This window comes from Bacillus sp. JZ39, assembly GCF_053903145.1.
In genome coordinates, this window is record NZ_CP096389.1 from 2885086 (window position 1) to 2910780 (window position 25695).

Below are 25695 nucleotides of genomic sequence, written 5' to 3' on the forward strand. Positions count from 1 at the left end.
CGTGATTGAATACCCTTGAAGTCTAGGAAGGACGAGCATAGGAGCGGACATTCACAGGATGTGATGACGACGGCGTTTAGGCAGGACGCCTGAGAATTTAGCCGTTGATCCACTTCGCATTGAACACCGAAGCGCAGGCCTGACAACGAATGCGAGGGTATGTCGACACGCTGAAAGATCCCGCTCACCCGGCGGGATCTTTTATTATGAAGAGATTGATGCCTGCTTATTTGTTTCTTTAGCTGATTTTATCCGTTTGTCATATAGAAGCGTTGTGGCAATACTGATCAGCAGCAATACCAACAGAGATAAAACAAGGGCCTTAATGCCGTAATGATCGACAAGCACTCCTCCGAACAGGGGACCAATCATTCTGCCGCCTGTCGCCGCACTGTTGACAAAGCCTTGATAAAAGCCTTCTTTCCCTTTAGGGGCGAGCTGATTGGCAATTGTCGGCACAGCAGGCCAAACAAGCATTTCTCCGATCGTCAGGATCACCATCGCAGCGAGAAACATCGGAAATTGCTTTGCAGTCAGCAGCATGCTGAAAGACACAATAAAAATGATAAAGCCGATGACCATTTGCGCTTTTAGCGACTCGGCCCATTTTTTCACCACAAAACTGACGAGCGGCTGGCCGAGCACAATTAGAATTCCGTTAACTGTCCATAGCACGCTGTATAAGGAAAGAGATATTCCAATGCTTTGTGTGTACGAAGCAATTGTGGTGGACCATTGAGAATAAGCCAGCCATCCGAGTACATAGCCTCCGCTTAAAATGATCAATGCGGCAAATTTTGCTTTGCTGTTCACAGCATCATAATCAAGCACGGATGTTTGGGATGCATCACCCGTCTGAATATTTCGAAATCCGAAATATACAACAAAGAAAAAGATCAGATACAATACGGCATTTGCCAAAAATACATATGAAAACGAGAAAGATGCCACGACACCGCCAAGTGCTGAACCGACGGCCACACCCGCGTTTTGCGCGACATATATCGCATTAAATGCCTTCCTTCCCCCTTCAGGCCATACCGATCCCGCCATTGCGTAGCTGGCCGGAAAAACTACACCGGAGCCAAAGCCCACAATCGTCAGCAGCACAATATAGGTCGGCCAATCATGAAAAAAGACAAGGCCCATCAGGCTTGCTAACGTAATGGCTATCCCAAGCATAATCGATTTAAAACCGCCGATTTTATCAAACAAAAAACCTCCGCATAAATTACCAGCCACACTGGCGCCGGAGTTCAGCATCAGGACAAGTCCGGCTACCGTTAACGACTTTCCTAAATGATTATGGATATAAATCGTATTCAACGGCCATAAAAAAGAAGCACCCGTCACATTGATAAACATTCCAATGACTAAAATTTTAAGAGCACGCGGCATACTTATCCCCCTTTCTTACCTAAAAAAGCTCATGAAAAAAACGAAACCTAAAACGGCTCCGTACGAATCCAGTTATCATAGCACATTCATTCTATCTATCTCTCTCACATTTTTCAACTGATGAGCGTGAAAAAATCTAACAAATATTGTTTGAAAAATGTAAAATAAATAGAAAAAGGGGTCATATTATGGAAATGGTATTAGCATTCTTAGGTTTTCTGGCATGTCTCATTGCACTGGGCTATGGATTATATCACTTTGTCAGATATGTACTGAAAAAGGAAAAACGTTTCTCCAAGAGACTTTTTTGGCCGCTTTTCATTGGAGGCCTTGTGCTGCTCTTTACCGGGGCAGCATTGGCAGAACCTGACACTTCCGCAGCAAATGCCGAGAAAAAATATTCAGCGCTAAACGCCGAATACAAAAACCTCACAAAAGAGCATGAAGAACTTGAGAAAGAATATAAATCTGTCAGCTCTGAAGCAAAGAAATTAAAAGACAACAAAGAAGATCAAGACAAGCTTGAGAAGCTTAAAAACGAAAATAGCGATCTAAAAAAGACTCAGAAATCATTAAAAGCTGAGATTAAAGAGCTTCAAGAAAATCAAAAGCAGCTCAAAGAAGATGCAAAAACGGCAAAGGCTGAAAATGAAACACTCCGACAAGATAAAACAAAGCTTGAAAATCAATTAAAAGAGACGGAAAGCCAAACCGCCAGTTCTCATGAAGACACTGGAAGTTCTTCAAACAATACGAGTAAAAGTGATGAAACCAAAACAGCTGACAAAGCAGAAGGCTGTAATATCAAAGGAAGCAAAAACGGCATCTACCACACGCCAGGCAGTACATACTATGACCGGACAACCGATCCGGCTGAAATGTTTTGCTCAGTTGAAGAAGCTGAAGCCGCCGGTTACCGGGCGCCAAAACGATAAACAAAAAGCTCCAGAATGTCTGGAGCTTTTTCTGTTTCACAACGACGAGTTAATGACCTTCTTATAATAAAGAACTGACAGAAAACCAAAAATGGAGTAGAGCGCAGTATATAACACCATCACCATAATCATAGGCGCCCATACCTCTGATCCGAATAAGAACCAGCCGGATTGGACGGCAAAGTAACTGTGGAAGAGGCCGACAACGAGCGGAATGCCGAAGTTGTACATTTGTTTGATGCGTATCCCCTTTATCAGGTCGCCCTGCGTAAAGCCGAGTTTTCTTAAAATTGTATAGCTCGGTTTTTCATCTTCACTTTCTCCCATTTGTTTAAAATAAAGGATACAACCTGATGTAATCAGGAACGTTAACCCTAAGAAGCCGACGATGAACATCACCATACCAAACAGTGATTTTTGCGCAGCGCTTGTATCCAGTCTTGATAAATGCTCGTTTTTCTTGTTCACCTGTTGAAAAAGCTCATTTGCTTTTTCCATTTGATCGTCATGTTTCACATTGACGCCGATAAAGGTAGATTGCGCCAGCTGAATGCGGGGGTCCTTATCCTTGTTCAGCTGTTTAAACAGGCTGTCATCCACAATGACAGCGGGCATGCCCCCGCTTGTAAACGTGTAGGATACAAGAAACTCTTCTCTTAATCCTTTATATTTTAATGGCTGCGTCTCATGCTTGCTTTTTATTTTAATAACACCAGAGTCCTTGAAAACCATTATTTTTTGCAGCAAGTCGGTGTATCCTGAGAAAACGGCTTCTCCAGCCGCCACATCGACTCCTTTTACATCTTTGTCGCTAACAACAGCAAGCTGCATATTGCTGGGGTCGCCCTGCATCTCTTTCGGAGTTCCATCCATAATATTTGCGATGTCAACATTTGCTTGCAGGACAGGTGTTACCTTTTTTACAAACGAGATGTTGCTTTCCCTCAATCTGTTTTCAAATAACTTGGCATCTTTCTCATTCATGAATGAAAAATCAGCCGCTACATTTTGTTCAGCGGTCTTTTCTGACGAGTAATACGAGATGTAAGCAAGAGATAACAGCCCGATGGCGAGCGCTGAAACGGTTGTAATAATCGTCAGCAGCAGCGCGTTCGATTTCATTCTGAACATGATCGATGACAGTGACAGAACCTCAGAAATATTTAAGTAGCCGCCCTTGCTTTTTCGAATGATATTCGAGATAAACGTAACTGATCCTTTATAAAACAAAAACGTCCCGATAATGACAGCCCCCAAGATAAAGCTCATTGCGCCAAACAGTTCGTTAATGGTCTTAAATTTTCCGCCAAACAGCTCAGAAGACACATAGTATCCTGTCAAAATCAGCACGATGCCTAAAGCGCCGATTATCATTTGGAAAAATGATATTTTCTTTACTTTGTCTTCAGTGGAGGACGTTACTTTAAACAAAGATAAAATACTCTGTTTTTTGATAAACGTATAATTCATGATCATGATCAAAAGGTAAATGCCGCAGAACACAATGACCGTTTGGACCAAGGCCTGCTCAGAAAAATGCAGTTTCGCATCCGCTTTGACATCGACAATTTTGAACAGAATCATCAAGACAAGCTTCGATATCGAAAACCCGGCCGCTACCCCGATCGCTAATGAACCGAAATACAGCATGACATTTTCTGCACTTAAGATGCGAAAAATTTTATGCTTCGTCATTCCAATTAATTGAAACAGCCCGATTTCTTTACTCCGTCTCTTAATAAAAATCGTATTGGCATATAAAATGAAGATCGCGACCACAGCCACAAGCAAAATCGAAGCGGTTTTAATAGCCGCAGCTCCCTTGATCGAAGCCTTCACTTCGTTAATTGCTGGGTCATACTGCAGCGTGACAAAGGCGAAATAAAGCGCCACGCTAAAGATGAGCGCAAACACATACAGATAGTAATTACGAAGATTCTTTTTCAAATTTCGCAGGATGAGCTGATTAATGTTCATGCTGCACCCCGCCTAACACGCCTTGCGTTTTCATAATATCCTGGAAAAACGTCTGCCTGTCCTGGCCCCCTTTATTCAGCTGTGTATACATTTGCCCGTCCTTAATAAAAATGACTCTGCCGCAGTAGCTGGCAGCGACGGGATCATGGGTAACCATAATAATCGTGGCGTTTCGTTTTTGATTGAGCTGGCTCAGCTTATTTAATAGATCAGAGGCCGATTTCGAATCAAGCGCGCCGGTCGGTTCATCAGCGAAAATAATGCTCGGGTCATGAATAAACGCTCTTCCGGCGGATGTTCTCTGCTTCTGGCCGCCGGAAATTTCATTCGGGTACTTATCCCGCAATTCATATATTCCCAGTTCCTTTGCAACTTCCTCAAACTTGCGATTGGCTTCCTTTTTTGATAGTTTCGTGATCGATAAAGGCAGAAGGATATTCTCTTTCACTGTCAATGTGTCTAACAAATTGTAATCCTGAAAGATAAAGCCTAAATGCTGTTTTCTAAATTCAGCCAGCTGCTTTTCCTTCATAGCCGTCATGTCATTTCCATTAATATGAATGGTTCCGTGACTGACCTGATCGATTGAGGACAGAACGTTGAGCAAAGTGGTTTTTCCCGACCCGGAAGCACCCATAATACTGACGAATTCGCCCTTTTCAATGTGAATATCGATGCCCTTCAGCACTTCCTGTTTATTCAGCTTGTTTCCATAACTTTTTCGAATTTTATTCGCTTCTAAAATCACCATTTACGCAGTCTCCTTTATATTGGATAATCTCATTATAAAAAGGAATGCCGGGCTTTTCCTTCGATACGGCGAACAAAAAAGAAAAGCATGTGACATTTTCGTCACACGCTTATGACATGTTCAAATTGATTCCGTATTGGAAAGGTTAATGTAAAAACTGTCCCCGCACCGAACTCCGACTCAACATCAATAAGGATCAATAACGGCGCAGCTGCTTTTTTTGCCAAGTACAGGCCCATGCCAGTTGACGCTTGATCATGGTGATCCGTTGTGGATGTAAACCCTTTATCAAAAATACGCGGTACATCTTTTGGATCAATGCCCCTGCCACAGTCTTTCACTTGGAGCTGCGTCTGTTCCCCTTTTTGAAAGCTTTTGATCTCGATTTCAGAGGCTTCGCTGTATTTCACCGCGTTTGTCAGCAGCTGCCTGATGATAAACGCCAGCCATTTTGCATCGCTCAGCACTTCTTTGGCATCGAGCTGTATGTCAAAACCGATCCCTTTTTGGATACACCACGATTGTAAATCTTTGATTTCTTTAAAGATCAAAGGCTGAAGCTGAATGAATTCTACTGACAGGTCGTTTTCAATAAATGAAATGCGTTTTTGATGAAGCTGCTGATCAAGAAGCAGGTGAATACGCAGCCATTCATAGGACAGCTGGGATTTCAGTGCTTTTTCTTCCATTCTATCAATGATTAAATGCATCGCTGTTAATGGAGTTTTGACCTCATGGATCCATGCCATCAGCTCATCTTTTTCATTTTCCAATGCTAAGCGATGCCGTGCTGCGGTCTGCTTCAAGTGTTCTGTTTGCCCGGCAATGCTTCTTTCAACCATTGCTTCAAACGGCGTTTCCGGTTCATTTATAGCTGTCACATCGAGATTGTTCTCCCATGTTTTCAAGCTTTTATAAAACGCTGTTTCTTTCCGATAACGGAACCAAAGGAATATGATAAAAAACAAGATGCACAAATACACCATATAAAGTACATTCCCAAATGATATGGAAGGATCGACAAAAGCAATGAACAGCATCAAAGCCTGCTGAAACAAAAACGCGGCAATCCAGCTCCGCCTTTCGATAAGGAATGCTTTAATCATAGAACTTGTCCTCTTCCTTCGCGATGTAGCCCTGGCCCACCTTTGTCTCGATATATGCGCCAAGCTGCAGGACGTCCAGTTTTTTTCGCAGGCGATTGACATTGACGGTCAGCGTATTATCACTAACAAAACGCTCATCGTTCCACAAGCTTCTGATCAGCTCTTCACGGCTGACGATCTTGTTTTTTTGCTCTATTAATTGTTTTAGAATGAACATTTCATTTTTGGTCAGTTCAACAGATCCTTTGTCATTGCTGACGAGGTTCTGCTCCGCGTCTACAGCAGCGCCGCACCACGTTTTAATCGTACTCGGCTCCGTATTATAATGGTGCACACGCCGGAACATCGCTTGGATTTTCGCAATCAGCACATCAAAATGAAATGGCTTTTGAATAAAGTCATCTGCCCCGAGCTGCATGGACATCACCATATCAGCAGGATGGTCCCTGGAGGATAAAAAGAGAATCGGAACATTTGACCGGGAACGGATCAGCCGGCACCAATGAAAACCGTCAAATTTAGGAAGCTGTACATCAATAATGACACAATCAGGATTAACCGCCGAAAATTCCTGCAGCACCTGACTGAAATTCTGAATGCCGTATACATCATAGGACCATCCCGTTAAACGATCCTTGATTTCATGAAACAGCGATTCATCATCTTCAATCAGCAAAAGTTTAAACAATCAACTCACCGCACTTTTTCCTTTTTTATCAAGTGTATAGCAAAACGCCAGCATGTGCTATAAAGAAGGGTAGTTCAATTTAATATCATAATTAAATTTATTTATTATTTATTTTTTCCGGCTTCAGTAAGAAAGGAACAGTCATCCGTTAAGCTATAAATGAAACAATATAAATACTTCATATTAATGTGAAATTATGACGTTGTGCAACAAGAAAATCACATGTAATAAAATAACAAAAAGACTGTCGAAATATACTCGGCAGTCTGATGCTTCAAACTTTTCCTCTCCTAAAATTCGGCGAATTAGAATCAATAATTAGTAATTGACCTAAACAAGCTCCTCGTAGTGGTTAGCATTATTTTCATTTTTATGGCTGGAATAAAGCGTAAAGTACTCTCCTTTTGCATTCATTAACTCTTGATGTGTGCCTTGTTCAGTAATTAAACCATTCTTCATTACAAAAATTACATCCGAATCTATAATGGTGGATAGTCGGTGTGCAATTACAATGCACGTACTTCCTATATTAGTGAAGTATTCAGCTACTTTAGCTTCATTAACAGAATCCAAAGAACTGGTAGCTTCATCTAGAAGAATAACACTCGGTTTATTAACTAATGCTCTCGCTAATGCAAGTCGCTGCCTCTGCCCTCCAGATAAGTTCATACCCATATTTGAAATTAATGTCCTATGCTTCATGGGCATTTCATTAACTTCTTTATCAATATTTGCTACTTCCAATGCTCGGATAAAGTCCTCATAACTAATATCTTTTTTACCCATTTTAATGTTTTCATATATGGATTTATTAAAAAGGTAAATATCCTGTGGAACAGCTCCCATGCTTTGTCTAAGTTCTTTTTTATTAACTTCGGAAACACTGATTCCATCATAAAGAATATCGCCGTTAGTTGGTTCATATAAACCTAATAACAGCTTACCCAAAGTACTTTTACCAGATCCTGATTTCCCCACTATTGCTACCTTTTGTCCTTTTTTAATGTGCATATTAACATTATCCAGAACTATCTCAGAAGACTTTGTATAAGAAAAACTCACATTTTTAACTTGTATGTCTCCTTTAAAAGAGTCAATTTTCTTTGAGGATTCTTTTTCTGCTTTTGCATCTGTTATATCCTTTATTCTCTGCATACTAGTTGACGCTAGCAATACGTCATTTAAAATTTGGAATATTGAAGTACTTGTGGTAAAAAATAGTGTTGTAATCGAAAAAATGGCTAAAACTTCTCCGAAAGTAACTTGGTTGTTAATATATTGTTGAAACCCTAAAAGTAAAGTTACAAACGGTGCTAAAGTCTGCATACTTTGAGTGAATATATTGTAAAAATTCGAAATCTTACCTTTTAACTTATACCTATTTATTACTTGATTCATTTGGTCTTTCCAATTATCGTATACTACATTTTCTAATCCTGAAACCTTTATATTAAAAATAGCTGTGATGGTTTCAATCTGAACTCTTTGTAGTTTACCTCTCTCTAACATTTCATAAAGGGTTATTTCCTTTAGTTTAGGCCTTATTAAGAAGGATACAGCCGCATAAATCAAAAAGAGAAGTAAAACTAAGGATAAAACAGTAATAGATTTATACCCAATGTATATAAAAATAAAACACAAAGAAATGACATCTAATATCCCTTTTATAGCGGTCTCAGATAATAAATCCCTTATATTATCGATACTGCTCATTCTATGTATAATATCACCAGTTGGACGAGCATCGAAAAATTTATAAGGAACCTTTAACAAGTGTTTGAATATTTTTTTCATTAAGTGCTGATCTAAAACCGATTTGACATAAATTAAGTAAACCCCTCGGGTATATTGCAAGAAAAAGAATAATATTAAAACTAATATTGATATAGTAACATCAGTTATAGATATATAGCTATGATTCATCACTTTGTCAGTTAAATTTTGAATTAATATAGGTATGGCCAACGTGCCTGCAGCAGTTAAAAATGACAAGATAAACATTCTAACAATTAATATTCTATTTTCTGTAAAGCTTGAAGTCACCAACTGAAAGGTTCTTTCTCTGCTTTTTTCAGGAATAAAATGTTTATTTGGTCTTCCAATCAATACGATAGCTGAAAAAGACTCTTCAAACTCCTTAATTGGTACAGATCTTCTCCCAATATTAGGGTCGACAATGACGAAACTATTCTTTTTAATTTTTTCTAAAATAACAAAATGGTTTTCATTCCAATACAATATCGCAGGAAGCGTTACTTGTTCTAAACCATTAGTATCAGTTCTATACACTTTAGGGTCTATTTGCAACGATTTAAGGAGATCGTAGATTTGCTTTAAATTCAATCCATCTCTTCCAGGCTCAGCTATTTCTCTTAAATCATTTAATGGTTTAAAACAACCATGATACCTTAATAACATAGCTGCACAACACAAACCGCACTCAGTCTGATGAAATTGCTCTACAAAAGGGACTTTTTTTTTCATATCACCATAACCTTTATATTTAAAATTTATTCAAGAAACATTATATTCTTAATATCTGAGTTTAATTTCTTTAAAATAAAATAGCCATAACCGCTTAAACCTATCATAAGCCCTAATAAATACTTATTTGGATCCCTAGGGTTATCTATGATCCTCTTTATTTCATCCAGCATTTGTACATAAGTATTTTCACAATATTTTTTAAGAACTGAATCACCTAGTACGTCAGCTGTAAAATCAAGAATTAGCAGGTTACCAAAGTCACCATGACAAAGGGTCAAATTATTTCCAAAGCCATTTTTTATAGTCGTTTTAATCGCAATTTCAATCTCGGTATCAATATGTTCATCATGATAACCATTTGCTTTTAAGATCATCCTATTTAAAAGTATACCTGGAGCTCCATGACACCAACCGTTGCTTAAATTATTCTTGCTAGACTGAATATACCAGTTTTTCTGTTCATCTGAATATAAATGCCTCTCAAATTTTAATGAAGAAGTGATAAGATGTAAAATCAGCTCGTCTTTAAAAACACAGTATAATTGAATTAATGATCCTGAAATCCCACTACTTCCGTGAGCATAACCAGTATATCCTTCCGCCACTTTATTCCACTCTGGTTCATCATCTATAGTTTTCACGTTAACAATTTCTAAAAGCCTAAAATACAAAGTTTTTAATACCTCATAAAGTTTTTGACGCACATTGCTAATCTTTGTATCTTTATAAATTGATAATATTGCTGAAATTGCACCTGTAATACCTGCAATAATATCTTCACTTTGTATATCTTCACTGTACTTTTTTATAATCTCTGTTCCTTGAATTGCTAATTCTATAAATTGTTCTTCCTTTAATTGAACACCCGAATGATAAAGAGCATATAACATGCCACCTATACCACTGAATCCTCCAAAGTTTAATTCAAAATTCAAGTCATTATCCTTTAACTCTAATAGTTCATTTATGTAGGCGGCAACATAATTTAAAGATTTTATTGCAGCTTCTTTATACTTATACTCATTAGTACTTTTATATAGATAAGAGAAAAACATTGCAATACCGCTGTTGCCCTTATATAAATCCGATCCAACACCAGAAACTTCAGTTAAACTTTCTTCTTTTCCATAAACCATGACACCTAGCCAGGTCATTTCTTTATTATTATCATTTACCCCTTCAACAGCTTCCGTAATTAAATAATCACCTATTTGTTTAGCTAACATTAATTCGATATTTACATTTCTTTTTAAGTTTTCAGATGTCTGATTAAAAACAATATCCGTCATTGCTTTATCGTCCTCAAATTCACTATAAAGAAAACTTAACTCGATAAAATTAAGTTGTTTTTTTAAGTCCTCACTATTTAACATGGTAATTTTCATTTTAACATCTTCTATTGGTGATTTTTTTAAAGTAATGCCTGTTACTTTTTCGCCATATGAATTCTTCACAAATCTGGAGTTTAGATCCATATAGAAGTACGGAATATCTCCTTTTTTTAAATCATCATATTCGTTTAAAAAAAAATGTTCATGGTATTCTTCAAATTTGCTTAGACCAATTCTTGTTAGAAATATTTCTCTATGGAGAGGTGTTTGTATAAGATCTGGATGGAAACTGGAGTTTAATAAACTTGAATATAAATGTGTTGGTTTTATAATTAATCTGCATTGTCCCTCTTTAAAAAACTTTGTTATATTTAAAATCAATAACTCTTTATTTTCTCTTATCCAATTATAAAATAAATTAAAACTTTGTTTTATGGTTTGCACGTGATCACTGGCATTTTGTACTCTTTTGTCATATAAAGGCAAATTTTTCTCAGGTTTAATAAATCCGTAATCTCTAACTATTCGTACCTGATCAGTACTTTGATTCTGTATTGTCGATGTTTTAACAGTTGCTTTTTGTATGTCTCCCCCACTTAGTCCCCCCACATCTAAAAACCCAGCATTGTTAGCTTTAGAAAATACAACTCGGTTCGGTAATAAATATATTGAACAAACAGACTCATCTATAAGTTTTTCAGATATTTCTTGAGCAGATAGTCCATATGTTTCTTTTTTTAAATCCCCGTGAAATAAAGTTTCTAAATCTATTAAAATTGGGTTCTCCCCATTTGCAATTATATTTTCATGGTGAAAATCTTTAGAATTAAAAATATAAAGTAAACTTAACAATTGGCCTATACGAGAGTAATATTTGCTTGCATCTTCTTCTCTTTTGAGTTCATTATGTTGAACGTATTCCATCCATCCGAAAGATGAAGCTGAATACACTTTTGCTGTACTTAAGTTTAAAAAACCTGGTATTTTCAAAGAGTTAATCCAATCGATAAAGCGATTGAAATTTTGCTCGAGGTCCATATTTCTTGGTTTATATACAAGTTTGTCCCCTGTATCAAATAAGATGATACTTACAGATTTTGCACCGCAATGTGAATCGCCACCACCAGCATTGATATGTTCTATCTTTTCAAAATTAATATTAAACACTGTTTTTAAATATTTTGCATACCTATTAGTATGAGAAATTATAGAAATAATAAAATTAATAATATCTTTAGTTCGTTTATTTAACAGATTAAACATTTCCAAATAATCGCTGTATAAATATATCAAGAACTCTTTACTTTTAAGTAAAACATTATTAAAGTAGTCAAATCTGCTTTCTGGGCATTCCCCTTGTAGAAGTGATTGTTCTCGAGCTAAATTAATCTCTAAAACCATTGTTTTATAAAATATTTTGTACAGGCTGTTATAAATATTAATAACAATAATTTCAATTCCTTTTTTGCTATCAATGATTTCACTATTTTTTTCTATTTCATAAAATTTCTCTGATAAGTGATATCTAATAAAAGGAAATATAAAACCGCTATATTCGAGATGATTTAGACCAATCATTACTTTCTCAACCATTTCATTCGCAGTACAATTTAAAATTTCTTGAACATCCGTTTGAAAACTTTTTTGATTCTTTTCCTGAGCTTCCCATGAGGGTTTTAAATGATTGAAGTCTTTTTTAGTCACACTCTTAATTACTTCTTCTATTTCTTTAAGTGAGTGTTTTTTCTCCGGAAAGAAAGTTGACCAGTATCCCAGTACGTCTTTAAAAGAAATAGCTTCACTACTCATATTATCCTCCTATTTACAACATAGAACTTATTCCTGAATGCTGTCTATGAAATATAAGTATAGTTACTAATATTTATAATGAATAGGGTGAAAAAGGATCACCCCTGATTCTCATATACATTATTTGACTATTTCCCCATCTTTTAGTAATATTATTCCCATAAAAAAAGAAATAGAGGTGGCGACGACTTAAACTTCTACTACAAACCTCCAATCTATCTATGAAAAAATAATTTTTAAAAATAAATTATTTGGGGTGTAAAAAGTGGAAAAAATCAGAGTAGCACTAATCGAAGAAGATAATAATTGGCTTAATTGTTTAAGTTGCTTTCTAGATGCCGAACCGGATATGCAAATAGTTGCTTCGTTTAACTATATAGATCATAATATTAATCAACTATTATCTGACAGAAAAATTGATGTATTATTATTGGGTTTGGATCTTGAAAATGATTTTCATGAAAGTATAAAATCCTGTTATGATATATTTAATAAATACCATGAATTGAACATTATCGTTCAAACTTCGAGTGAAGATGAGAGACTCATCAAAGAAAGTTTTCTTGCTGGGGCAACCGATTATGTACTCAAAAAAAATTGGTCTGATATTCCAAACAAAATTAGATATGCAGTTAAATCTTTTAATCCTTATAAAGTTTTATTAAAAGAATATTTGAAACTAAAGGAACAAGAAGTCCTTTATAAATTATCATCTGCTGAAAAAGAAGTATTTTATCTTATTATCCAAGGCTTCAGTCGATCACAAATAGGAGATATGACCTTTAAATCTCCAAACACAATTAAAAAACAAATAAAAAGCATCCTTACTAAAACAGGATGTAAAACAACCCACGAATTACGTTCATGTTGCCGTTTACATAAAACTAATAAGACATTAGTATCAATCGAATAAATATATTTAACCTGATTTTTAATAAAAATATGAAAAATGTCTTCGATATAACTTTTAAGTTTATTAATATAAAAGTTATTATTTTTATTCTATCTTATAAATACAAAAGAGGTTGGCATAAGACCAACCTCTTTTGTATTTACTCTGTTATTATGAACCGCAACTAATAGTTCCAAAACATTCAGCAGAAACCGTACAATATTTTCCATAGTTATTACCTAATCCTGCGCGATTTGCTAATGATTTTGAGTAGGCGTCATTAGTTCCGCCTGCAATTGATGACATGTCTTGTTCATTAATTTCTTCTAGCAAGTTTCCTGCCGGGTGTTTCTCATTTAACTTTTTGCTTCTCAATACTGGATTTTTGAAGTTGTTTTCCATTTATTATTCCCCCTGATTTTTTTTGATAACGTTATCGTAATTCATTATATTCCAATTATTGAGAATCTAATAGGGTGAAAAAAAATAACCCTTTTAAGCAACTGCTAATAATCTTTGCTTTATTTAAATGTATTAAAAATAGCTTGTCAATCAGTCTATTAGATTGGTTGACAAGCTATTATATATTCTTGGTTATATTTCTTTTCTTAATGCTGACAATACTTTTATTCGAGTAGCCTTTATGGCTGGATTTAAACCAGAAAGAGTTGCAACTCCAGAACAAATAACAACTGCAATAATAACAAGACTTATCGGGATGTAAGAAAATGTAATATCATAACTCCCAGAAGATGCTCCCTTCTCTATTGCTGAGAGTATCTTAGGAACAATTAAATTAATTGCATAGCTTATAATATATGAAATTACAATCCCTAAAATTGAGCCGATAAAGCCGATATACATGCTCTCCATTAGAAACATTTTTCGAACAACTGATGGTGAAGCCCCAATGGCTTTCATAATACCAATTTCTTGAACTCGTTCAGTCACTGCCATGGTCATTGTATTAAATATCCCAATAGCAGATATTAATACCGCAATTGCTCCAACAAAGATTAAACCTATTTTAAAGACATTAAAAAATACATTGATATCTTCTACTACTGTTGTAACAGAACGCACATAAAAACCTTCGTCAATTAAATCATTTGTCACCTTTTCAACATTATCAAACTTATCTACATTTACAACTAATGAATTATTAATATTTTTATTTTCCCTTGCATTATCTATATAATTTTCAAAACCTTTAATATCTCTGTTAACTAAAATATCGCTATCTGTTTCCCAACTCTGTTTTGGTTTCTCCTTTATACCTACAATTTTTAGTTGAATATTTTTGTCGGTCTTTTGTTTTCCTGTAGCAGCATCAATTTCAGGCACTTCAACATTAATTGTTTGATTAAGTATATTTCCAGTATAACCTTTCGGTTGTTTTATAGTTGTAGTATCTTTTCCTAACTCTATTTGTTTATCAAATGATTTGATTTCTTGATCCGTCCATAATTGACTTGCGAAATCGTAGCCTACCACAATTTCATTATTCGCTTCGGGCATTCTGCCTTGATCGAGTTTCATTTTTGATTTATGTTCTTCCTTCATATTTGTAAATATAAGACTGAGATTGTTTGCCTTTAAATTTTTGTATTTTATTACAACAGGGTCATACACTGTTGTACGCTCAATTATTGACTTTACATTTTTATGTGTTTTAAATTCACTTAAGTCTTTCTCAGTTACTTCCTTAGCATTCTTTTGACCCTTGATGGCAATCTCAGTAATGATCCCTTGACTCATTATATTTTCAGTCATAGACTTTTGCAGACCAAATCCAACAGAGGACAATATGATTAGAAACGAACATGCCATAGTAGTTGCGAGTATTGTCATAAAAACACGCAGCTTATTTTTCTTCATATTTCTTCTGATAAAATGAACCTGATCCTTAAACCTCAACAGTAATTCCCCCTTTTAATATGCCGTCATGAAGCTGAAATTTTGAGTGTCCGATGGAAGCCACTTCATCATCATGAGTTATGATGATGAATGTAATACCGCGCTCACGGTTCAGCTGCTGAATCAATTGAAGTACTTCCTGTTCCGTTTCTGAATCAAGACTTCCCGTCGGCTCATCCGCTAAAATAATCGATGGATTTAAAATTAACGCTCTCGCAATACTGACACGCTGCTGCTGGCCGCCAGACAGTTCATTCGGATAATGGGCAGCATGGTTTTCAAGACCGACTCGCTTTAGCATATCCTTTACCTTTTGCTTGCGCTCGGACGGTTTGATCCCTTTTAACGCTAGCGGCATTTCAACATTCTCATACGTCGTTAAACCTGGAATGAGTTGGAAGCTTTGAAAAATAAAACCGAAGTGTTCAAGGCGGAACTGAGCCCATTCCCTTTCATTAAAGCCTGTAACATCAGTGCCGTTAATCACAATTCGCCCTTTTGTCGGGGATATGTAGCCGGAAATTAAATTCAGAAGCGTTGATTTTCCTGACCCACTTCGACCAAGAATGCAGGCGATCTCTCCTTTCGCAACTATTAAAGAGACGTCTTTTAATACAGGCACTTCATTTTCACGGCCTTTTTTTCCGATCGTGAAAGAATGGTCAATATGCTGAAGATCTATCATATTTACTCTCTCCCTTACAAATATTTCGTTTTTTTATAAATCGCAAAATAACTGATGAAAAAACCAATCACTGCGCCCGCAGCCATACCAAGAAGATAGCCGGCAAAGCTCTCGCTTGCAGCGTATCCAAAGTAGCCGAAGCCTAAAATGCCAATGATGATGACGATCACTTGCACCGGGCGATCCAATGCTTTCCACAAAAAGAAATATCCATTTCGGTCATTTGATAGTTTGACGAAGCTGATGTACCCGATGATATAAAATATAAAGCTCCAGGCTATCGGAAAGAAAAGGTAATGTTCGGAATCCATCACCCATTCAGGAACAACAAACATAATTGGGATAATATACCGAAACCAATCAGGTATTTCAGTATTCAAAACGGCAGCATTCTGTCCAAATACAATCTCTAAATTTCCGGCAGGTAAAGCTATCAATAGAAAAGGGAAAATAGCAACAGTAAATGAAACCAGCAGCTGCGATAAAATATTTCCTGTTAAAGCACCTGCGGCCATGACTAACGAATAAGCCATTAAGCTGATAAAGATCATCCCTATACTAAGATGATGAAAATGAATCACTTTTTCAGGATTCAAAAGCAAAATCAGGAAAATAGATAAAACATATCCTATGAGTTGCGGTCCCACAATCACCATTCCGCCGGTAAGGAACTTCGCATTAAATATCTGGCCCCGTGTATAAGGAAGGCTTAATATAAAATCAAAGAAGCCCTTGCTTCGTTCAATTCCAAGCTGGCTGATTGCCAAAACGACACCCCAAATCCAGAACACTGAGATAAATGTGCCGTTTAAATAGTTAATCGAAAATACGCAGGTTCCGACCCACTTGTCCTGATGAGTGACACAGCTTTGATATGAAATGTACGTATTTAAAACGGTAAAAGGATTGCTAAGCATAAATACTAAAATAATTATTACCAACAGAGCTTTATTTTGCTTCCACTCTTTATAAAACAGCCCGAAATCCGGCACATCACTTCCCTCCAAACCGAAAGTATTTCTTAATGTTTCGTTTTCTTAAAAATAGAGAAGTAGCTCACAAAGAATCCAGCCACTGCCCCAATGATCATACCCAAAATATAACCAATAATGGAATGTCCGGTATAGTATCCAAATAAACCAAATCCAAGGATGCCGAAAGCCATAACCAGAATTTGCACCGGACGGTCTAATCTGTTCCATAAGAAAAAGTGTCCGTTTCGTTCACTTGGATGCTTTTTGAAGCTTATCAAACCAATCAAGTAAAATAGAATGCTCATTACGGCTGGAATCAATAAAAGATATTTACTGTTAGTCATCCATTCATTTACAACGTAACTAATCGGTACTAGGTTCGATAAATTGCTTGCCAGAGAGAAATAACTCTCAGGGGAAGGGAACATTTCCCATATACTCACACCAAAAACAACTTCAAGGTTTCCAACCGGCAATGCAATAATTAAATACGGCAATATAGCTGCAGAAAACGCCGTTAACAGCTGGGCAAAAGCATTTCCAGTTAACGCTCCGGCGGCCATCACCAGTGAAAAAGCCATAAAACTAATCACAATTACTCCAACGCTGCTGTGCTCAAAAAAGTAGACGTGTTCAGGGTTATAGACAACAATCAGCAGCCATGCGAGTAAAAAGCCAATCAATTGCGACAGCACAATCACAAAACCGCCTAACCAAAATTTCGTCTGGAAAATTTGGCTTCTGTTATATGGAAGGCTTAATATAAAATCCATCGTGCCTTTCGAACGTTCCATTCCTAGGAAGCAGACCGCCAAAATGACACCCGGCACCCAGTTGAGATCTATCAGATTGCTTATGGAATAATTCACAATAAAATCACAATATTGCGGGTCTTGGCGATCAAGACATCCTTGATAAGACAAATACGTATTAACGATAGAAAGCGGATTTGCCAGCACTAAAAACGCGATACTTAACAAAATCACCACTTGATTCTGCTTCCACTCTCGATAGAGGAGACCTCGGTCTACCATCTCCGCTTCCCTCCAAACTTCGCAATGAATACTTCTTCCAGGTTGACAGGAAGCTCATTCCATACTTTTGGCTTCAGCTCTCTCAAAAAGCTCTTTTTCTCCTCATCGCTTTTCGGAATCAGCACTGTGTAAAACACGCCGGCCTGATCGAGCATCGGAATGTTTTGCTCTCTGATGGCCAGATTGACATCTGTGTCAAACGCCATTTGTATTTTGATGTATTCTTCTTTTAATTCATCAAGATCCATGACGTTGGTCAGCCTGTTATCTTCAAGAAAGCCAATTCGGTTGCACATCCGCTCTATGTCCTCAAGCCGGTGGGACGTGATCAGGATGCTCGTATCACGCTCTGCCACTTCATCGACCATCAGCTGCAGCACATCATGTCTAGTTACCGCATCAATACCGTCCGTCGGCTCATCCAGGAGAATCAGCGCCGGTCTCGCCGCAAACGACAGAACGAGTGATAGCTGCTTTTTTAAGCCTGTCGACAGTTCGCGGTATTTTTTCGTTTCCGGAATTTCGTATCTGTTCATCAGCTCATTCGCGTACGTGACATCAAATTTCGGATAAATTCTTCTCAAAATATCGACTAACTGCTTGTATGTATACTTATCGTAAAACGGATTTTGAACAGGCATGTAGATGATATTTTGTTTGACTTTCGGGTGCTTTTTGATTTCTACGCCGTCAAATAAAATCGTTCCGCTGTCAGCGAAAATGATTTGCTGGATTAAGCGAAGCATCGTCGTTTTGCCCGATCCATTGCGTCCAAGCAATCCAAAGATTTCTCCTTTTTCGATTGTTAATGAAACATCTTTTAATACTTGATTGCCGTCAATCGCTTTTGACAGCTGCCGCAGTTCAATCATTTTTTTTGCCTCCCTTCACATCAGCGCTGATTTCCTTTATCCATTCGTGCAGTTTTTCCAGCTCAACCCCTGCATAGTGTGCATCGATGATGAGCTGTTTGAGTTGCTCTTTAATCATCGTCATCTTCCCTTCAACCAGTGTCGTTTTTGCATTCTCCGATATATAGGTCCCTCTGCCCCGCAGCGTTTCAATAATCCCCTCTCGCTCAAGTTCTTTATACGCTTTGCTGACAGTGTTCGGATTCGCAATAATGATCGTTGCCAATTCTCTGACAGAAGGAAGCTTATCACCAGGCTTCATGATCCCTTTCAAACAAAGCTCTTTCATTTGCTGAATAATTTGTTCGTAAATGGGTGTTGAGCTTCTTGGATCGATTTGAATCATTTACTTCCCTACTTTCTATACGATCTGAACCTTTTATAGATAAAAATGATCAATTATACTTTTTTGCCATTCAAAACCGATCATCACAAGAACAAGAAAAAAAGAACAAGCGATCACAGATGCCGCAATCAGCATTGGCACGTTACGTTTGTTTCGTTTTTTATGTTTCATAACTGCCTCCCTTAATGTCAATATATAAATGATTTTATATTAGTGTCTATAGTGTATTACTTCAATTAGTACAATTAATACAATAAATACTTTGACTCACAAAGTCAATCCTTTTTTTACAAAAAAACGGACCCTTTTAAAAGGGTCCGTTTTCCTACACATCAAGAGGGTGCTGCAGGATCATATTATTTTGCAAAGATTGAAGCTGAAGTCTCATTCTGTACAGCTGTTCTCTCTGCTGATCATTTGACGACAGCCATAGTTTATTCAAGGCATTTACCGCATCTTCTAGCTGCATTTGTGCATCACTATATTCTTGATCGTTATAATGCTCTTGTTTAGAAGCGATTTTCAGCTGTTCTTCAGCATAATCATAGGCCTGCATACATTGCTGGAGATGTTCATCTACTGATTGTCTTGTTGCCACAGTAACCCCTCCTTTTGGTAATGGAATTCATCCATCATTCATATTGTAGCCTCATCTGACTTTATTCAATAAAGTAATTTATGGTCGATATTCATTTGTTCTCTTGTGAAATGCGTGCTACAATTTTAGGATGCAATCGTACGCAAGGAGGCACATGAATTGTGATGCAGAACAATCCTTTTCCTTATTCAAATACGGAAAAACGCTATCATACATTGAATTATCATCTCAGAGAACATTTCGGCCATAAGGTGTTTAAAGTAGCGCTTGACGGCGGTTTTGACTGTCCGAATCGGGACGGCACCGTAGCCCACGGAGGCTGTACGTTTTGCAGCGCAGCAGGCTCCGGCGATTTTGCCGGGAACCGGGCCGATGATTTAATTACGCAATTCCATGACATCAAAAACCGCATGCACGAAAAATGGAAGGACGGCAAGTACATCGCTTATTTTCAGGCTTTCACAAACACTCACGCCCCGGTTGAGGTGCTTCGTGAGAAATTCGAATCCGTCCTCGCTTTAGATGATGTGGTTGGCATTTCGATCGCCACTCGCCCTGACTGTCTGCCTGATGATGTCGTTGATTACCTGGCAGAGCTGAATGAACGCACCTATTTGTGGGTGGAGCTTGGGCTTCAAACAGTTCATGAACGGACTGCACTTCTGATCAACCGCGCACATGATTTTAACTGCTATGTGGAAGGCGTCAATAAATTAAGAAAACACGGCATACGTGTCTGCTCGCATATTATCAACGGGCTGCCTTTGGAAGACCGGGACATGATGATGGAAACGGCAAAGGCCGTCGCAGATTTGGACGTCCAGGGCATTAAAATCCATCTGCTTCACCTACTGAAAGGCACGCCGATGGTCAAGCAATATGAAAAGGGAAAGCTGGAATTTCTTTCTCAAGATGATTATGTGCAGCTCGTGTGCGATCAGCTTGAGATCATTCCGCCTGAAATGATCGTCCACCGCATTACAGGTGACGGACCGATTGAGTTGATGATCGGGCCAATGTGGAGCGTCAACAAATGGGAAGTGCTTGGCGCCATTAATAAAGAGCTAGAGAACCGAGGCAGCTATCAAGGAAAGTTCTTTCAGCGGCTTGAGGAGGAATCAGCGCTATGATTTTGAAGAAAATTCTTCCTTACAGCAAAGAACTGCTGAAAATGGCCGCGGGAGAAGGAGATATTGTCGTAGATGCGACAATGGGCAACGGACATGATACACAGTTTTTAGCGGAGCTTGTTGGTGAAAACGGTCATGTGTACGCATTCGACATCCAAGAATCAGCCGTGGCCAATACAAAGGAACGGCTCGGTGACATGTATCAAGCGCGAACAACGTTATTTCACAAAAGCCATGATAAAATCGCTGAATCCCTCCCGCCTGAAACACATGGCAAAGTGGCGGCCGCGGTATTTAACCTCGGCTATTTGCCGGGCGGGGACAAATCAATTACGACAAACGGCAGTTCTACGATCAAAGCAATTGAACAGCTTCTCGGCATCATGAAAGACGAAGGTCTGATTGTTCTCGTCGTCTATCATGGCCACCCGGAAGGCAAAGCTGAAAAAAACGACGTGCTCGAGTTTTGCCGGGACTTGGACCAGCAAACAGCCCGTGTATTATCATACGGATTTATCAATCAGCAAAATGACCCGCCATTTATTGTCGCCATCGAAAAAAAAGCTCAGATCAGCAAATGATTTGAGCTTTTTTCTTTGAGTTTTTCATCCAGGACATTTTTTGAAATTTCCGGTAGGCTCTGCCGTTGATATAAAAGAAAAGGGAGGTTTTTCCGCTGGCTTTGATCAGCTTCTTTGCGAGCCGGCCCATTTCCTTTTGGCCCGCCACTTTATCATCTGACAAATAAACGCCAAGCAAGCCGCGATTGATTAAACGATGGAAGTTTTCATGCGGAATGCCTTCTAAATGCTCGTCAGCTTTATGGATAAAGTGTTCAAGCCGATTCATCATCTCTTCATGAGACTGATAATACGAGCAGAAATTCAAGTCTCCTTCCAGCAAGTCCTCCTCTTGATCAATCAAATAATCAAGAAGAATATGAAGGCCCTGTATGTAAGGAAAATAACTGTCGCGGATTTTTTTAGCGGTGCTTTCTGTGAAATCAGGCTGGAACGAATACGCAACCAGACAGAAAATGCCTAACGTTGAGCCTGCACAGGCTGAAAATTCATACCATTCCATCTCAGGCAGCTCTGATTCATATTGAGTAAACCACTTTTCAAGCCGCGGAACACGCTCATGCTCAATAACGTGCTTATGCACCTGCAAATCGCAATAATAGCCGCACAGTTCAAGCAGATAAGGTTTAATCATGTCATAGTGCTCAATGGAACCAAGGACACGCTGGCACGTTTTGACCAGTTCGTGCAGATATCCGCTGTCATCCTGTTCTTCCCTGAATTGATAATAGTTTTGCAGTTCCGCCCCAACTGTCAGTGCATCCTGCATTGAGGCATGGAGCATCCGAAAATCCTGCGGGTCCAGCGAGGTGCTGCGGTCACACAGATTGTCCAAATAATCACTAATCGTTTGATACGCGATGATAAACTCGACACATTTCTGCTTTTGGCTGCCTGACAATAAGGCCAGTATGCCGCCGCCTTCACAGTGAAACGTTTTGTCCCGAATACTTGCGGTTGCCTGTGCTTTCAATTCACTGTTATGAATCGATTCTGATTTTTGCTTCCATATGTCCAGCTCTTGATGAACGAGCGGAAAAATATCTCGATATACCTTTGCCATCAATCCAAAAGGATGTTCCGGTACTGTCAACACATGCACCCCCTACTAGTTCAAATATATTGATCAGTAAACGCTCTTGCTGCTTTAAAGACATCTTCTCTCTCGGGTTCATTGAAGATCTCATGGTAAAGCCCTTCCCACTCTCTGTATGCTTTATTATGAGAAGCAACACCATTAAACCACTTGATGACCATCGTTTTGTCAACAAGCTTGTCATCACCGGCTTGCATCACAAGAAGCGGAACTTTCAAAAATGCCTCTGTCGGCACCATTGCCGATTCAATTGTCTTTAAAAGCTCTCTGTACCATCTGACAGAAACTTTCCTGACGTATAACGAATCATTTTGGTCAGCTTCGATGACGTCCTCATTGCGCGTCGCCATATCAATTGATAATCCCGAATCAACCTTAAGTGACGGAGCGATGACATTCAGGCCTTTTGATGCAAGATCAAGCGCTTTATTCACTTTAATTTGCAGTCCGAGACACGGTGATGATAAAATAATTCCCGTAATCTTGGGATTTCTTTGCTGTTTAATCCATTCAATCGCGACCAGACCGCCCATGCTGTGACCTAGAAGAAAAACCGGCAGATCAAAAGTTCGCGCTTTATCTATCCAAGCATCTACTTCATCAATGTATTCTTGAAACGAGCGAATATGCCCTCTCGCTCTTGTCGTTGTTCCCTGTCCAGGCAAATCGCCCATGACAACGTGATAACCCGAGGACCGCCACATTTCAATCAGCCATTTATATCGTCCGTGATATTCACTTGCCCCGTGAATGATTACAATCACGGCAGCAGGTCTGTCTGCTTTCCAGGTCCACATGCTCTTCACCTCATACGAAATTTAAATAGAGAAAGAAGGATGAATCTTATGATCTACCCTTATAAGGAACACAAGCCAGATATCCACCCAACAGCCTTTATAGCTGATAATGCAACAATTACCGGTGATGTCGTGATCGGAGAACAGTCCAGCATTTGGTTTTCTGTTGTCATAAGGGGAGATGTTGCGCCGACCAGAATCGGAAACAGAGTCAATATCCAAGATTTAAGCTGCCTCCATCAAAGCCCGAACCAGACGCTGCTCATTGAAGATGACGCCACGATAGGCCATCAGGTTACACTTCATAGCGCTGTTATCCGCAAGAACGCCTTAATCGGCATGGGCTCAATCATTTTAGACGGAGCCGAAATTGGCGAAGGCGCTTTTATTGGTGCCGGCAGTCTTGTCCCGCCTGGAAAAACCATTCCGCCTGGCCATCTCGCCTTTGGCCGCCCTGCAAAAGTCATCCGCCCTTTGACGGAAGAAGACCGAAAAGATATGCAAAGAATACGGTCAGAATATGTAGAAAAGGGCCAATATTATAAATTTCTTCAACAAACATAAGACCTGCTTCGTCTTACTTTACCATTTTTCAAATTATATTTGAAAGCAATAACCATCGTTAACCCGGACGTCATCACAGTTCGGGTTTCAATTTTTCCATAAAACGTTCACATATAGCATGAAACGTATGACTTTTATCTTATCACAAAACTATAAACAGCCTCTGCAAACACACATACCTATTCTTTCCTGTTCTCTATTTTCTATGAGCACACACAAAAAGAGCCCACTGGGAGCTCTTTTTGTCAGCTGATATTTCGTTCGCTGGCAGCAGCCGCATTTTTTTTGTGAAACCCTTTTCCATAGTACACAGCCAGCAAGATGAGAAACCATATCGGCCCGATAATCACGGCTACTCTTGTATCAGGGCTGTAAGCCATAAGAATGACGACGAATGCTAGAAATGCCAATGACACATAAGACGTAAACGGAAATAAAGGCATTTTGTACTTTAATTGTTTCTTTTCTTCCGGCTTCAAACTTTTCCTGTATTTTATTTGAGAAAGCAAAATGATTGCCCACGTCCAAATCGCTCCGAACGTCGCAATACTTGTAACCCAAGTAAATACCTTCGCAGGGACAACATAGTTTAACAGCACTCCGACTAATAAAGCCCCCGCTGAAGCTAGAACAGCTTTACCCGGGATGCCGCCTTTCGTCAGCTGACCGTATGCTTGTGGCGCCTCTTTCTGTTCCGCCAAGTTAAACAGCATCCGTCCTGTGCTGAAAATACCGCTGTTGCATGAAGACAGCGCGGCAGTCAACACGACAAAGTTAATGATACCTGCCGCCGATGGAATGCCCACTTTTTGAAATGTGAGAACAAATGGACTTCCTTGAGAGCCAATTTCCTGCCACGGATAAATAGACATAATGACAAATAAAGCGCCTACATAAAAAATCAAAATCCTCCAAAATACTGTATCGATTGCTTTGGCTAACGATTTTTGCGGGTTTTTTACTTCGCCAGCCGTCACCCCGATCATTTCAATCCCTAAATAGGCGAACATGACCATTTGAAGAGACAATAGAACCCCTTTTAAACCATGAGGGAAAAATCCTCCGTTGTTCCACAAATTGCTGATTCCGGTTGCAATGCCCCCATTGCCGACTCCTGCAATAATCATCAATAAACCGACAGCAATCATGGATAAGATCGCAACAATTTTAATCAATGCGAACCAAAATTCCAACTCACCGTAAGCTTTGACAGCCAGGAAATTAACACCCGTCATAATGACCAGCGCCGATAATGCCCAAATCCAGTTTGGCACGTCAGGAAACCAGAACCCCATATAGATGCCGACAGCAGTGATTTCGGCCATACAGGTGACAACCCATAAAAACCAGTAGTTCCACCCTGTTAAATAGCCTGCAAGCGGTCCCAAATAATCACGCGCATACCTGCTGAAGGAGCCTGCGACCGGTTTTTGAATGGCCATTTCCCCAAGCGCTCTCATAATAAAAAACATGACCAGGCCGCTTGCGGCATACGCTACCAAAATACCAGGCCCTGCTAATTGAATAGCTGATGCGGAGCCGAGGAACAACCCTACTCCTATAGCAGCTCCTAAAGACATTAAAGAAATATGCCTTTCTTCGAGTCCGCGGTGCAGCTCTTGTTTTTGTTTTTGCATGCTTCTTCTCCCCTAGAAAAAAATATCATTATATCATTTTTCTGAATATTC

General features: G+C 38.8%; 24 protein-coding genes. 5 read left to right on the forward strand and 19 right to left on the reverse strand.

What is annotated here, in order from left to right:
* Nucleotides 1-204: 204 nt before the first annotated feature.
* On the reverse strand, nucleotides 205-1398 hold the full coding sequence (locus M1D65_RS14805; RefSeq protein ID WP_064670874.1) for an MDR family MFS transporter: 1194 nt from the start codon (nucleotides 1396-1398) through the stop codon (nucleotides 205-207).
* Nucleotides 1399-1586: 188 nt separating this feature from the next.
* On the opposite strand from M1D65_RS14805, the gene M1D65_RS14810 reads away from it, so the two are divergent.
* A complete protein-coding gene (locus M1D65_RS14810; RefSeq protein ID WP_014477720.1) occupies nucleotides 1587-2333 on the forward strand; it encodes an LMBR1 domain-containing protein in 747 nt (248 codons plus the stop codon).
* Between the two features lie 36 nt (nucleotides 2334-2369).
* On the opposite strand, the gene bceB is transcribed toward M1D65_RS14810, so the two are convergent.
* The 6 genes from bceB to M1D65_RS14840 form a co-directional block, all read right to left on the reverse strand.
* Nucleotides 2370-4310 (reverse strand): bacitracin ABC transporter permease BceB, encoded by a 1941-nt coding sequence (gene bceB, locus M1D65_RS14815; protein WP_276353322.1) that lies wholly within the window; start codon nucleotides 4308-4310, stop codon nucleotides 2370-2372.
* On the reverse strand, nucleotides 4300-5061 hold the full coding sequence (gene bceA, locus M1D65_RS14820) for a bacitracin ABC transporter ATP-binding protein BceA (protein WP_003229137.1): 762 nt from the start codon (nucleotides 5059-5061) through the stop codon (nucleotides 4300-4302). Before bceA ends, bceB begins: the two co-directional genes overlap by 11 nt.
* A 101-nt stretch (nucleotides 5062-5162) precedes the next feature.
* Complete coding sequence (bceS, locus tag M1D65_RS14825; protein WP_015384427.1) at nucleotides 5163-6167, reverse strand: two-component sensor histidine kinase BceS; 1005 nt, start codon at nucleotides 6165-6167, stop codon at nucleotides 5163-5165.
* Entirely contained in the window at nucleotides 6160-6855 is a 696-nt protein-coding gene (bceR, locus tag M1D65_RS14830) for a two-component response regulator BceR (RefSeq protein ID WP_276353325.1), read from the reverse strand. Before bceR ends, bceS begins: the two co-directional genes overlap by 8 nt.
* A gap of 330 nt (nucleotides 6856-7185) precedes the next feature.
* Nucleotides 7186-9339 carry a peptidase domain-containing ABC transporter gene (locus M1D65_RS14835; RefSeq protein ID WP_064670869.1) on the reverse strand — a complete coding sequence of 718 codons (2154 nt, stop codon included), beginning with the start codon at nucleotides 9337-9339 and terminating at the stop codon, nucleotides 7186-7188.
* Between the two features lie 26 nt (nucleotides 9340-9365).
* A complete protein-coding gene (locus M1D65_RS14840; RefSeq protein ID WP_276353327.1) occupies nucleotides 9366-12482 on the reverse strand; it encodes a type 2 lanthipeptide synthetase LanM family protein in 3117 nt (1038 codons plus the stop codon).
* 265 nt (nucleotides 12483-12747) lie between these two features.
* Between M1D65_RS14840 and M1D65_RS14845 the strand changes: the two genes are divergently transcribed.
* Nucleotides 12748-13395 carry a helix-turn-helix domain-containing protein gene (locus M1D65_RS14845; RefSeq protein WP_064670867.1) on the forward strand — a complete coding sequence of 216 codons (648 nt, stop codon included), beginning with the start codon at nucleotides 12748-12750 and terminating at the stop codon, nucleotides 13393-13395.
* A 150-nt stretch (nucleotides 13396-13545) separates the two neighbouring features.
* Here M1D65_RS14845 and M1D65_RS14850 read toward each other — a convergent pair whose 3' ends face one another.
* From M1D65_RS14850 to M1D65_RS14890, 9 genes are all read right to left on the reverse strand, one after another.
* Nucleotides 13546-13776, reverse strand: a complete 231-nt coding sequence (locus M1D65_RS14850; RefSeq protein ID WP_064670866.1) for a plantaricin C family lantibiotic — start codon at nucleotides 13774-13776, stop codon at nucleotides 13546-13548.
* Nucleotides 13777-13968: 192 nt separating this feature from the next.
* Nucleotides 13969-15291, reverse strand: coding sequence for an ABC transporter permease (locus tag M1D65_RS14855; protein WP_064670865.1), 1323 nt, complete (start codon nucleotides 15289-15291; stop codon nucleotides 13969-13971).
* Nucleotides 15281-15976, reverse strand: a complete 696-nt coding sequence (ytrE, locus tag M1D65_RS14860) for an ABC transporter ATP-binding protein YtrE (protein ID WP_064670864.1) — start codon at nucleotides 15974-15976, stop codon at nucleotides 15281-15283. The genes M1D65_RS14855 and ytrE overlap by 11 nt, the downstream gene beginning before the upstream one ends.
* A gap of 14 nt (nucleotides 15977-15990) precedes the next feature.
* Nucleotides 15991-16968: an ABC transporter permease subunit gene (locus tag M1D65_RS14865; RefSeq protein WP_064670863.1), complete on the reverse strand. Its 978-nt coding sequence runs from the start codon at nucleotides 16966-16968 to the stop codon at nucleotides 15991-15993.
* Between the two features lie 29 nt (nucleotides 16969-16997).
* The gene (gene ytrC, locus M1D65_RS14870) at nucleotides 16998-17984 is read right to left on the reverse strand and encodes an ABC transporter permease YtrC (protein WP_124072842.1); all 987 of its coding nucleotides are present in this window, start codon (nucleotides 17982-17984) and stop codon (nucleotides 16998-17000) included.
* Nucleotides 17978-18856, reverse strand: coding sequence for an ABC transporter ATP-binding protein YtrB (ytrB, locus tag M1D65_RS14875; RefSeq protein ID WP_003229123.1), 879 nt, complete (start codon nucleotides 18854-18856; stop codon nucleotides 17978-17980). Before ytrB ends, ytrC begins: the two co-directional genes overlap by 7 nt.
* A complete protein-coding gene (ytrA, locus tag M1D65_RS14880; protein WP_003229121.1) occupies nucleotides 18849-19241 on the reverse strand; it encodes a GntR family transcriptional regulator YtrA in 393 nt (130 codons plus the stop codon). Before ytrA ends, ytrB begins: the two co-directional genes overlap by 8 nt.
* Before the next feature lie 33 nt (nucleotides 19242-19274).
* Nucleotides 19275-19412, reverse strand: a complete 138-nt coding sequence (locus tag M1D65_RS14885) for a hypothetical protein (protein WP_003229119.1) — start codon at nucleotides 19410-19412, stop codon at nucleotides 19275-19277.
* A 154-nt stretch (nucleotides 19413-19566) separates the two neighbouring features.
* On the reverse strand, nucleotides 19567-19839 hold the full coding sequence (locus tag M1D65_RS14890) for a YtzC family protein (protein ID WP_003229117.1): 273 nt from the start codon (nucleotides 19837-19839) through the stop codon (nucleotides 19567-19569).
* Between the two features lie 161 nt (nucleotides 19840-20000).
* Here M1D65_RS14890 and M1D65_RS14895 point away from each other — a divergent pair, with 161 nt between their 5' ends.
* Nucleotides 20001-20969, forward strand: a complete 969-nt coding sequence (locus tag M1D65_RS14895) for a TIGR01212 family radical SAM protein (protein WP_024572829.1) — start codon at nucleotides 20001-20003, stop codon at nucleotides 20967-20969.
* Nucleotides 20966-21550, forward strand: a complete 585-nt coding sequence (locus M1D65_RS14900; protein ID WP_123372863.1) for a tRNA (mnm(5)s(2)U34)-methyltransferase — start codon at nucleotides 20966-20968, stop codon at nucleotides 21548-21550. Before M1D65_RS14895 ends, M1D65_RS14900 begins: the two co-directional genes overlap by 4 nt.
* Here M1D65_RS14900 and tbcS read toward each other — a convergent pair.
* Together tbcS and ytpA are read right to left on the reverse strand one after the other, a co-directional pair.
* Nucleotides 21540-22643 (reverse strand): tetraprenyl-beta-curcumene synthase, encoded by a 1104-nt coding sequence (gene tbcS, locus M1D65_RS14905; RefSeq protein WP_456270605.1) that lies wholly within the window; start codon nucleotides 22641-22643, stop codon nucleotides 21540-21542. The two genes, M1D65_RS14900 and tbcS, sit on opposite strands and share 11 nt — an antisense overlap.
* A gap of 20 nt (nucleotides 22644-22663) precedes the next feature.
* Nucleotides 22664-23443, reverse strand: coding sequence for a phospholipase YtpA (gene ytpA / locus M1D65_RS14910; RefSeq protein ID WP_041851124.1), 780 nt, complete (start codon nucleotides 23441-23443; stop codon nucleotides 22664-22666).
* A gap of 48 nt (nucleotides 23444-23491) precedes the next feature.
* Here ytpA and M1D65_RS14915 point away from each other — a divergent pair, with 48 nt between their 5' ends.
* On the forward strand, nucleotides 23492-24007 hold the full coding sequence (locus tag M1D65_RS14915) for a gamma carbonic anhydrase (protein WP_032726461.1): 516 nt from the start codon (nucleotides 23492-23494) through the stop codon (nucleotides 24005-24007).
* A 245-nt stretch (nucleotides 24008-24252) separates the two neighbouring features.
* Here M1D65_RS14915 and alaP read toward each other — a convergent pair whose 3' ends face one another.
* Nucleotides 24253-25644: an alanine permease AlaP gene (alaP, locus tag M1D65_RS14920; RefSeq protein WP_003229105.1), complete on the reverse strand. Its 1392-nt coding sequence runs from the start codon at nucleotides 25642-25644 to the stop codon at nucleotides 24253-24255.
* Nucleotides 25645-25695: the final 51 nt, after the last annotated feature.

Excerpts from the sequence above, each read along its gene's own strand:
- M1D65_RS14915 (WP_032726461.1), top strand. The coding sequence starts at position 23,492 with ATGATCTACCCTTATAAGGAACACAAGCCAGATATCCACCCAACAGCC.
- M1D65_RS14835 (WP_064670869.1), bottom strand. The coding sequence starts at position 9,339 with ATGAAAAAAAAAGTCCCTTTTGTAGAGCAATTTCATCAGACTGAGTGC.
- M1D65_RS14840 (WP_276353327.1), bottom strand. The coding sequence starts at position 12,482 with ATGAGTAGTGAAGCTATTTCTTTTAAAGACGTACTGGGATACTGGTCA.
- ytrC (WP_124072842.1), bottom strand. The coding sequence starts at position 17,984 with ATGGTAGACCGAGGTCTCCTCTATCGAGAGTGGAAGCAGAATCAAGTG.
- M1D65_RS14850 (WP_064670866.1), bottom strand. The coding sequence starts at position 13,776 with ATGGAAAACAACTTCAAAAATCCAGTATTGAGAAGCAAAAAGTTAAAT.
- bceA (WP_003229137.1), bottom strand. The coding sequence starts at position 5,061 with ATGGTGATTTTAGAAGCGAATAAAATTCGAAAAAGTTATGGAAACAAG.
- bceB (WP_276353322.1), bottom strand. The coding sequence starts at position 4,310 with ATGAACATTAATCAGCTCATCCTGCGAAATTTGAAAAAGAATCTTCGT.
- bceS (WP_015384427.1), bottom strand. The coding sequence starts at position 6,167 with ATGATTAAAGCATTCCTTATCGAAAGGCGGAGCTGGATTGCCGCGTTT.
- ytpA (WP_041851124.1), bottom strand. The coding sequence starts at position 23,443 with ATGTGGACCTGGAAAGCAGACAGACCTGCTGCCGTGATTGTAATCATT.
- alaP (WP_003229105.1), bottom strand. The coding sequence starts at position 25,644 with ATGCAAAAACAAAAACAAGAGCTGCACCGCGGACTCGAAGAAAGGCAT.
- ytrE (WP_064670864.1), bottom strand. The coding sequence starts at position 15,976 with ATGATAGATCTTCAGCATATTGACCATTCTTTCACGATCGGAAAAAAA.
- ytrA (WP_003229121.1), bottom strand. The coding sequence starts at position 19,241 with ATGATTCAAATCGATCCAAGAAGCTCAACACCCATTTACGAACAAATT.
- M1D65_RS14900 (WP_123372863.1), top strand. The coding sequence starts at position 20,966 with ATGATTTTGAAGAAAATTCTTCCTTACAGCAAAGAACTGCTGAAAATG.
- M1D65_RS14885 (WP_003229119.1), bottom strand. The coding sequence starts at position 19,412 with ATGAAACATAAAAAACGAAACAAACGTAACGTGCCAATGCTGATTGCG.
- M1D65_RS14805 (WP_064670874.1), bottom strand. The coding sequence starts at position 1,398 with ATGCCGCGTGCTCTTAAAATTTTAGTCATTGGAATGTTTATCAATGTG.
- ytrB (WP_003229123.1), bottom strand. The coding sequence starts at position 18,856 with ATGATTGAACTGCGGCAGCTGTCAAAAGCGATTGACGGCAATCAAGTA.
- M1D65_RS14810 (WP_014477720.1), top strand. The coding sequence starts at position 1,587 with ATGGAAATGGTATTAGCATTCTTAGGTTTTCTGGCATGTCTCATTGCA.